Source organism: Nocardia sp. NPDC004582, from assembly GCF_053602115.1.
On sequence record NZ_JBSGCY010000203.1, the window covers coordinates 1 to 8,820 of the forward strand.

Here is an 8,820-nt window from a genome sequence, read left to right on the forward strand (position 1 = left end):
CCCGACAGCCGCGAGAACGGCCGCGTCGCCGCGACCCGGTGCACGGTGATCTCCTTGTGCCCCAGGGCCGCACCGCCGTGCACGTGCTCGAGCGCGGCCAGCAGGCCCGCGTCACTGCGCCGGTTGGTGGTCAGCTCGCGCTTGCCGTCGGCGTGCGCCACCGCGTCCAGGTAGCTGAGCACCTCCGCGCCGCGGAAGGCGTAGATGGCCTGCTTCGGGTCGCCGACCAGCACCAGGGTGGCGTGCCCGTGGAAGGCGCGGCGCAGGATGTCCCACTGCAGCGGGTCGGTGTCCTGGAACTCGTCGACCAGCGCCACCCGGTACCGATCCCGGATCCGCCGGCAGGCGCGCGGACCGTGCTCGGGATCGGCGAGCACCTCGTGCAGCAGCACCAGCAGGTCGTCGAAGTCGCGCAATCCCGAAAGCCGTTTGCGCCGTGCGGTTTCCACCCGCACCGCCGACGCGAACGCCACCCGCTCGGCGGCTGGATCGTCCTCGCTCTCGGCCTCCGGCAGCAGCAGCGCGTGCGGGTCACCGACCGCCGCCGCGGCCAGCCGCTGCGCGTCGGCCGGACCGAATACCGACCCGCCGCGCGCGTATCGGCTCAGATACAGGTCGTCGGCGACCGTGGACACCAGCTCGGCGACGCCCTCGACCAGCCGCACCCCCGGATCCTGCTCCCCCGCCAGCCCCAGCTCGTCGAGCATGCGCTGACAGAAGCTGTGCGTCGTGGCGATGGTTCCCGCGTCGAAGTCCGACAGCGCCGTCAGCAGCCGCTCGCGCCTGGTCGCGATCTCGCCCGGATTGCCCTGCGCCAGATGCCGGATCAGCTCGTCGCCCGACGCCCGCGCGCGCTCCGGTTCCGACAGCGCGGCCGCCACCGCGACGAACCGGTCCCGTGTGCGCTCCCGCAATTCCTGCGTCGCGGCCCGGCTGAACGTCACCAGCAGCAGCTCGGAGACATCCACTCCCAGCTCGGCGACGAACCGGACCGCCAATCCGACGATGGCGTACGTCTTCCCGGTGCCCGCACTCGCTTCGAGCACGGTCGTCCCCGTCGGTAGTGGCCCGGTCAGCTCGAACCGGTTCCCCGAATCCGTGAAAGCCCCTGATGCGTCAGCCGTTCCGGACGTGGCACCCCCGGACACCGATCCGGCCGTTGATCGCGATGCCGCCGAGCCGTCGTCCCACAGCCCTTGTCCCGCGGGTTCATCACCCGAACGCATCGACACGCCCGCACCGGCGGTATCCGAATCGTGGTGCGGCCCGGACGGATCGGCGGGCTGCGACTCCGGCCCAACGCTCACCTGGGGAGCAGCTGCCCACAGACCTTGCGGACCACCGGGATCGGCCTCGCCGGCAACGCTTTCGCGCGCGTCGGCACCCGAGCCCGGTCCGCCCAGGAGCATCGGTTCCGCGGTATCGAACAGGTCGGGGGCACCCGAATCAGGCGATCCGGCCTCCGGACGCCGAGGTTCACTCGCCGCCGGGTCCGCCCGCAGCAGCCTGCGCCGTGGGGGTCGCGGCGCCAGGTCGGGATCGGTGAACGAGAACAGATCGTCGGTCATGCGCGGCTCCCGGGGACGGTCACGGGCAGGAGAGTCCTCCTCGGGGTGATCATGGCTGACCTTGATTCTCGTTGGTCAGCAGGGGATTCCAGAGACGACGCGCCAGCTCGCCGAAACGCGTCGGTTCGGATTCGACACCCGGCACCGCGGCAGCGGCGGCCTCGGTGAGCTGATCGAACCGCGGCGACTGGCCCAGGATGTGCCGGAAGTAGCGGTCGGTGTGTTCACCGAAGCGATCGTCGAAGTCCTGGCTCGCCGCGTGCAGCGCGTCCTCGGGCGAGGCGCCCGCCAGACGACGCTCGGCATAGGTGGCCGACGCCGACGGCGCGATCGGCAGCGGTTCGGCGAGACCCTCGTCGCGCAACAACGCCAGATCCCGCAACAGTCCCCGGGCCAGGGGCGCGGGCGGCGCGACGAGCGTCGACTGCCAGGCCGGACGATGATGCTTCCCGCGCCCGATGGTGATGGCGCGCCACGACTGATGGGTCCCGGTCGCCGCCAAGGCCAGCAGGCGAATCCACGCCGCCATCCGGTGTTTCGGGGCCAGCCGCGAGAAGGTGGTGCGCAGCAGCGCGTCGTCGTGGACATCGGGCACCGTGCCGGTCAGACGTCGCCCGTCACCCAGATCCACCGCGATATCGATGGTGCGCGACGGGATCTCGTGCAACGGCCGCGCCACCCGCACCAGCTGGTCGACGGTTCCCTCGACCTCGTCGAGCACGGCCGCGCCCATCCCGAACGGCGGCAGCGTCCCCCGCCGCCACTCCGCGGCCCGCAGCACATTCGGATCCACGCCGGTGAGCCGTGCCGAGAGCATGCGCTCGCCCATATTCCACTTGGTCAGCCCGTCGAGTTCGATGGGGAGCCGGTCGGCGATCTCCTCCTCGTCCTCGGGCACCCGAATTCCCAAGCGCTGCCACAGGAATGCCCGCACCGGATGCTCAGCGAAGGACACCAGATCGGCCAGCTCGACATCCCCGGGCTCGCGACCCGGCAACGCGGCCGGCAGGAACAGCGGACGCGGTCGCGGCGCACGACCCGCCGCCACCGCACCGGCCAGCGCGACCGTGTCGAAACTGAACGGACGCTCCGGCCGGAAGTTGCGGCGATCGAAGGGCTGCAACGGATGCCGCGTCACCACCTGATCCATCGCCCCCGCGCCGATATGCGCGCGCACGGTGTCGAGCAGTTCGGCCAGCGGGATCGCGGGCGGACGGTGCGCGCCCGAGACCGGATCGGATCCGGTGTGCAGCAGCACCAGCCGCTCCCCCGCCGCCATGATGGCGTCGAGCAGCAGTTGCCGGTCCTCGCTGCGCGGATCCCGATCCCCGGGGCACCGGTGCCGGGCCAGCACGTCGTCCCCGTCCACGCCGCCCGCGCGCGGGAACACCTCGTCGTCCAGGCCCAGCAGCACCACCACCCGGTGCGGCACCGACCGCATCGGCACCATGGTGCACACCGTGAGCTCCCCGGTGCGGAAGTTGGCGCGCGAGGGCCGCCCGGCCAGCCGGGCCGTGAGCAGCGCGCCGATATCGCTGAGCCGCAAGGGAATCGGGCCCGCCGGTTCCAGAGCCGTCGTCAGTTCGCGCCGCGCCTGCACCGCCATCCAGCCCTGACCGGACGGCACCTCGGTCAGCAGATCCAGGGCTCGGCCCAGCACCGCGGCCCATTCCGACGCCGGGCGCGCGCTGCCCGCGGGCTCGTCCAGGGTGGAGCCGCGCAGGTCGCGCAGGCACACCGCGAGCCGGTCCACGAATTCGGCGAACCGGCCGCCCAGATCGATGTCATTGCTGTCGACGTCGTCCAGCGGCAGCACCAGATCCAGCCAGTCCTCACTGGATTCGCCCGCCGCCACCCCGAGCAGGATCCGGTCCACGGCGGCGTTGAGCGTGTTCTGCGGGAAGTCACCGAGCCCGAACGCCTGCCGCTGCCGCTGCCCGATCCCCCAGCGCGCCCCGGTCTCGGCCGCCCATTCCCGCAGCCGCTCGATATCGTCGTCGTCGAAGCCGCAGCGCAGCCGAACCGGTTCGGCCGCACACAGATCCAGCGCCTCGGTCACGGTGACGCGGCCGTCGGCCAGCTCCAGCAGCGTGCCCACCACGTCGAGCACCGGATTGACCGCGCGCTGGGCGCGATCGGCCAGCCGCACCCGCAGCCCGTGCGCGGGATGCCCCGGCTCGGCCCCGTCGAGGGACCACTGCCCGAACGCCGCGCGCACCAGCGGCGCGTAACTCTCCACGTCCGGGCACAGCACGATGACGTCTCGCGGTTCCAGCGTCGGATCGGCGCTGAACACGCTCAGCAGCGCGTCGCGCAACACCTCCACCTGCCGCGCCGGCCCGTGACAGGAGTGCACGGTGACCGTCCCGTCGGCCAGGCCCGGATCGGGCAGCAGCGACCAGCGGTCCTGGCGCACCGCGGCCTGCAGCTCCGACAGCAGCGTGCGCGGCCCGATCTCGTCCGGCCCCGGGTGATAGGTGTCGATGTGGTCGTAGCCCGACAGCCGCGCCTGCAGCTCCCGCACGTCGCGGCCCAGCGCCGCCAGCAGCGGATGCCGCACGCGCACACCGGAATTCGGGATCACCTCGGCCTCGGCCAGCTTGGTCCACAGCGCCGGGCTGGGATGCACCAGCCACAGGTGCACCTGCCGCCCGGCCGACAGCGCCGACAGCACCTCCAGCTGATCGGTGGCCAGCCGGGTCACCCCGAACAGCGAAATCCGTTCCGGCACCGACACGATCGACGGCTCGGCCCGCAGCCGCGCGCAGGCCGCCGCCAGCCGCTCGGCGGGACTGGGCAGTCCGACCACGCCGCGCACGCGCCGCCACAGCATCGCCTGCCACACCAGGTCCGCCGGGAGCTCATGGCCCGCGCCGTCGGTGTCGCCGCCCGCGGCCCACTCGGTGATCATGGCCGGGCGCTGGGTGCCGTAGCTGTCGAACAGCGCCGCGATCCGCGCCGCGGTCGCGTAGCGCCGTCCCACCCGGTATCCGCCCGGGTCGCCGTGCCCGAGGTGGCGGGCGAGCACCGCGCTCCACGGTTCGGACAGCACGTCGTCGAGGACCGGCAACAAGGTCCAGACCAGTCGCTCCGGCGACCACGGATCCTGCTCGGGATCCACCCCGGTCGCCTCGGCCAGCACCGCCGACACCAAGGCCGCCGGATCCGCGAAATCGATATTGGCCGCGATCCCGTCGGGCGCCGAGCCGGTCCCCGCACCGAGTACCGTGGCCAGGCGCTGGGTGAGCCACCGTTCGATCCCCTTGGCGGGAACCGCGACGACTTCCGGGGTGAACGGATCGCCGAGCGGTTCGATCAGCAGCCCGGCGAGCGCGTCGGCGAGCGTATCCGCTCGTTCGGCCCGGTGAATGTGCACGACCTGTGTTTATACAGTCGGCGAACGACATGCAAACACCGGGCTGCGCGGCTCGCCGGGTGACACCTGACACACGCCGGATATTTGCTAGGGCGCGTCACTGCGAAATTCGAGTGTGGTATGCGACAGTGCCTTTCGGGGTGGTTGGCAATTCTCGTCGAAAGGCTGGTCCGCGTACATGTCTGCGTCGGTGATTCCCCTGGTGCCCAGAACCGGGTTCACGGTGCGGCGGGTGGGAGACCGCTGGGAGCTGGTCAACTCCCGCCATTACGGACGCGGCGTGGTGCTGCAGTCCTGGCCGCGCGAACGCCACACCGAGGCCTTCGAGCACTGCTATCGGCTCAACGGCCGCGGAATCGAAGAGCTACGCGCGGCTTTCCGCTGATCCGGACGAAACTCTCGAGCGGCACGAAAATCCGTGCGACAGTGTCGATTCGATAACAGACAGGCCGATCACCTGCAAGACGTGCGAATCGGGCATTGTCCCCTCTATTGTGTTCCCTCGTGCGTTCCCCCAAGGCCCGGCGCGTGGCCTCCTCCGCTTGTGTCCTCGCGGCCGCTGCCCTGATTCCGGCCGCGCCCGTCCTCATTCCCGTCGCCGGCGCGGTCCCCGTGCACACGCAGGGCCCGATCGCGGGATTCGACGCCGATATGAGCAAACGAATCGCCGCGGTCGACGACTATCTCGCCACCCGCCCCGGCGTCACCGGCTATGTGATGCGCGACCGCGTCACCGGCGGCATTTACCGGAATGGCAACGCGGACACCAACTTCTGGACCGCGTCCACCATCAAGCTGGCGATCGCGGAGGATCTGCTGAACCGCGCACGGGTCGGCGCCATCGCGCTGGGCCCCGACGACCGCGCGCTGCTGGAGTCGATGCTGGCAACCTCCAATGACAACGCCGCCGACATCCTGTGGAACAAGTTCGCCGGACTGGACCGCATGGCGTTCAACAACGCCTTCCGCGCCAACGGCATGTCCGGGCTGATCCCGCTGCCGCCGACCACCTCCATCGAGCAGATCAAGCTGTTTCCGGACTGGGGCTTCCAGCAGTGCTCGCCCGCCGACCTGGACCGGCTGATGGACAACATCCTCACCCGCATGCACCCCGACGACCGCGCCTACCTGCTCGACCGCATGCGCAAGGTCGACACCAACCAGCACTGGGGCGTGTGGGGCGCGGGCGCGGCCATGAACCCCGGCCTGAAGAACGGCTGGTCCGACGAGCAGGGCGGCTGGGTGGTCAACTCGGTCGGCTTCGCCGGACCCGGCGAGCGCTACACCCTGGCGATCATGACCGAGCAGGGCACTCAGGGCGGCTACCTCGAGGGCTCCGAAACCACCACGCGCGTGGCGCAATTGCTCTTCCAGGGACGCTGATCCTTTTCATTGAACGCGTGCGCGGGCGGCCACCGGAGCCGCCCGGCACGGTCTCGCGCCAATCCTCGCTGAACGACCGCCCATATTGTATTTTCGAGTGAGCTGTCTCGAAGGTCTGTTTTCGGTCGGTCCTGATTGGGCTGCGCTACTCACACTGCACTACCGTTGTGCGTGAGTTGTCGTAGTTTCACCGTCTGGCGAGGAGCAGGAACTAGATGAACGCCGAGAAATCCGTCGCACAGCGCCATCGGGTGGTGGTGATCGGGTCCGGGTTCGGTGGACTGTTCGCCTGCAAGCACCTGCGCAAGGCCGATGTCGACATCACACTCATCTCCAAGACGTCCACGCACCTGTTCCAGCCGCTGCTGTACCAGGTCGCGACCGGCATCCTGTCCGTCGGCGAGATCGCCCCGGCCACCCGCATCGTGCTGCGCAAGCAGCAGAACACGCAGGTGATCATGGGTGAGGTCACCGATGTCGACCTCGAGGGCGGCACCGTCACCTCGCGCCTGCTCAACCGGGACTACGTCACCCCGTTCGACAGCCTCATCGTGGCCGCGGGCGCACAGCAGTCCTACTTCGGCAACGACCACTTCGCCACCTACGCCCCCGGCATGAAGACCATCGACGACGCCCTCGAACTGCGCGCGCGCATCCTGGGCTCCTTCGAGGAGGCCGAGCTGGCCACCGACCAGGAGACCCGCGACCGGTTCATGACCTTCGTCGTGGTCGGCGCCGGCCCCACCGGCGTCGAGCTGGCCGGGCAGATCGCCGAACTCGCCGACCGCACCCTGGACGGCACCTTCCGCAATATCGACACCCGCGACGCGCGCGTCATCCTGGTCGAGGGCGCGGGCGCGGTGCTCGCCCCGATGGGCCCGAAGCTCGGCGCCAAGGCCCACAAGCGGCTCGAGAAGATGGGCGTGGAGATCCAGCTCAACGCCATCGTCACCAATGTCGACGCGCGCGGGGTCACCGTCAAGGACAAGGACGGCTCCGAACGCCGCATCGAATCCGCCTGCAAGGTGTGGTCGGCGGGCGTGCAGGCCAGTGGCCTGGGCAAGATCCTGGCCGACAAGTCCAAGGGCACCGAGGTGGACCGGGCCGGACGTGTCATCGTCGAACCGGACCTCACCATCAAGGGCTACCCGAACGTGTTCGTGGTCGGCGACCTGATGTCGGTGCCGGGCGTGCCCGGACAGGCCCAGGGCGCGATCCAGGGCGGCACCTACGCCGCCAAGGCGATCAAGGCCGAGACCGAGGGCAAGCAGAAGATCGAGGACCGCAAGCCCTTCAAGTACTTCGACAAGGGCTCGATGGCCACCGTGTCGCGGTTCAACGCGGTCTGCCAGGTGGGCAAGCTGGAGTTCAGCGGCTTCTTCGCGTGGCTGGCCTGGCTGGGTCTGCACCTGTGGTACCTGGTCGGCTTCCGCAGCCGGTTCGTCACGGTGCTGGAGTGGTTCGTGTCGTTCCTGGGCCGCCACCGCGGTCAGATGGCGGCCACCGAGCAGTGGGTGTTCGCACGACTCGCGCTCGAGGCGCTCGACGATCCCGCCGAGGCGCTGGAACTGGCCAAACAGATCGGCGCGGCGGAAAACGCTTCCGGCAACGGCAAATCCGTGGCGAATTCCGAATCGGCGAAATCCACCGAACAGCGCGCGGGCTGACAGCCCGGTCCGGCTGTCCTTCGAATGCGGGTCTGACCGGGCGGCGTGTCCAGACCAATCCGGCGCACCGGCCGGGTCCGAATGTTCGACGTCTGTCGATATTCGGAAAGAAAGGTCATTCATGGGCAAACGCCAACCGGTCGATACTGTTTCGCCGCGGCGACGGCGCCTGGGCACACTGGCGGTCGCGGGCGCGCTGCCGCTGGTCGCCGCCCTCGCCGCCGCCGGAACCAGTGCGGCGGAACCGGTTTCGTCCGACGAAACCCAGCCGGCCGTGGTCGACAATCAGCCCACCACCATGCTGCCCGACGGCACCGACGCCCAGCCGGGCGTCGTCGTGGACACCCCGTTCGGCAAGCTGGCCGTACCGATGCCGCAGGCCATGGCCGACGGCGCGCACACCTACCTGGCCGCCACCGCGGCCGAGGCCGCCCCGGACGAGCTGATCGAGCCCGCCGCCGAGGTCGTGCCCGTGCGGGTCGGCCGCAACTCCGCCACCGGCGTGCGCGACATCCCCAACGCGCCGCTGGCCCCCGTCGATCACGGCAAGCTGCGCCAGCCCAACCCGCTGGCGGCCCCCGAGGTGGCGCCGATCGCGGCACCCGAGGGCAAGCTGCGCCTCGGCGACACCCAGCTCGATATCCCGGGCTGGCTCACCGCGGACCAGGCCGCCCAGGTGAACGCGCTCGCCGCGGGCGCCGAGGCCGAACTGGCCCGCACCTACGACTCGGCCGGCTTCGAGCCGAGCCGGTCGGATCGCATGGCCGCCGCGACGGTCGGTTCCGCCGCCGTGGGCGCGGCGGTCGGCGTGGGCGTGGCCGCCCCG

The 8,820-nt window shown here is 70.4% G+C and carries 5 protein-coding genes and 1 pseudogene; 4 read left to right on the forward strand and 2 right to left on the reverse strand.

Annotation, left to right across the window (positions count from 1 at the left end; translation table 11 throughout):
• On the reverse strand, positions 1 to 1,046 hold a 1,046-nt coding region (locus ACWELJ_RS31845), incomplete at its 3' end, for a UvrD-helicase domain-containing protein (protein WP_452369787.1).
• 571 nt (positions 1,047 to 1,617) lie between these two features.
• Positions 1,618 to 4,944 (reverse strand): exodeoxyribonuclease V subunit gamma, encoded by a 3,327-nt coding sequence (recC, locus tag ACWELJ_RS31850; protein WP_452369788.1) that lies wholly within the window; start codon positions 4,942 to 4,944, stop codon positions 1,618 to 1,620.
• 178 nt (positions 4,945 to 5,122) lie between these two features.
• Between recC and ACWELJ_RS31855 the strand changes: the two genes are divergently transcribed.
• The 4 genes and pseudogenes from ACWELJ_RS31855 to ACWELJ_RS31870 form a co-directional block, all read left to right on the forward strand.
• Positions 5,123 to 5,329, forward strand: coding sequence for a hypothetical protein (locus ACWELJ_RS31855; RefSeq protein ID WP_452369789.1), 207 nt, complete (start codon positions 5,123 to 5,125; stop codon positions 5,327 to 5,329).
• A gap of 107 nt (positions 5,330 to 5,436) precedes the next feature.
• The gene (locus ACWELJ_RS31860) at positions 5,437 to 6,327 is read left to right on the forward strand and encodes a tat pathway signal sequence (RefSeq protein ID WP_452369790.1); all 891 of its coding nucleotides are present in this window, start codon (positions 5,437 to 5,439) and stop codon (positions 6,325 to 6,327) included.
• A gap of 215 nt (positions 6,328 to 6,542) precedes the next feature.
• Positions 6,543 to 7,994, forward strand: coding sequence for an NAD(P)/FAD-dependent oxidoreductase (locus ACWELJ_RS31865; RefSeq protein ID WP_452369791.1), 1,452 nt, complete (start codon positions 6,543 to 6,545; stop codon positions 7,992 to 7,994).
• A 121-nt stretch (positions 7,995 to 8,115) separates the two neighbouring features.
• A pseudogene (locus ACWELJ_RS31870) lies at positions 8,116 to 8,820 on the forward strand (hypothetical protein); the annotation flags it as partial.

Bases quoted from the DNA above. Each gene is read 5' to 3' on its own strand.
- ACWELJ_RS31855 (WP_452369789.1), top strand. From the start codon at position 5,123: ATGTCTGCGTCGGTGATTCCCCTGGTGCCCAGAACCGGGTTCACGGTG.
- ACWELJ_RS31865 (WP_452369791.1), top strand. From the start codon at position 6,543: ATGAACGCCGAGAAATCCGTCGCACAGCGCCATCGGGTGGTGGTGATC.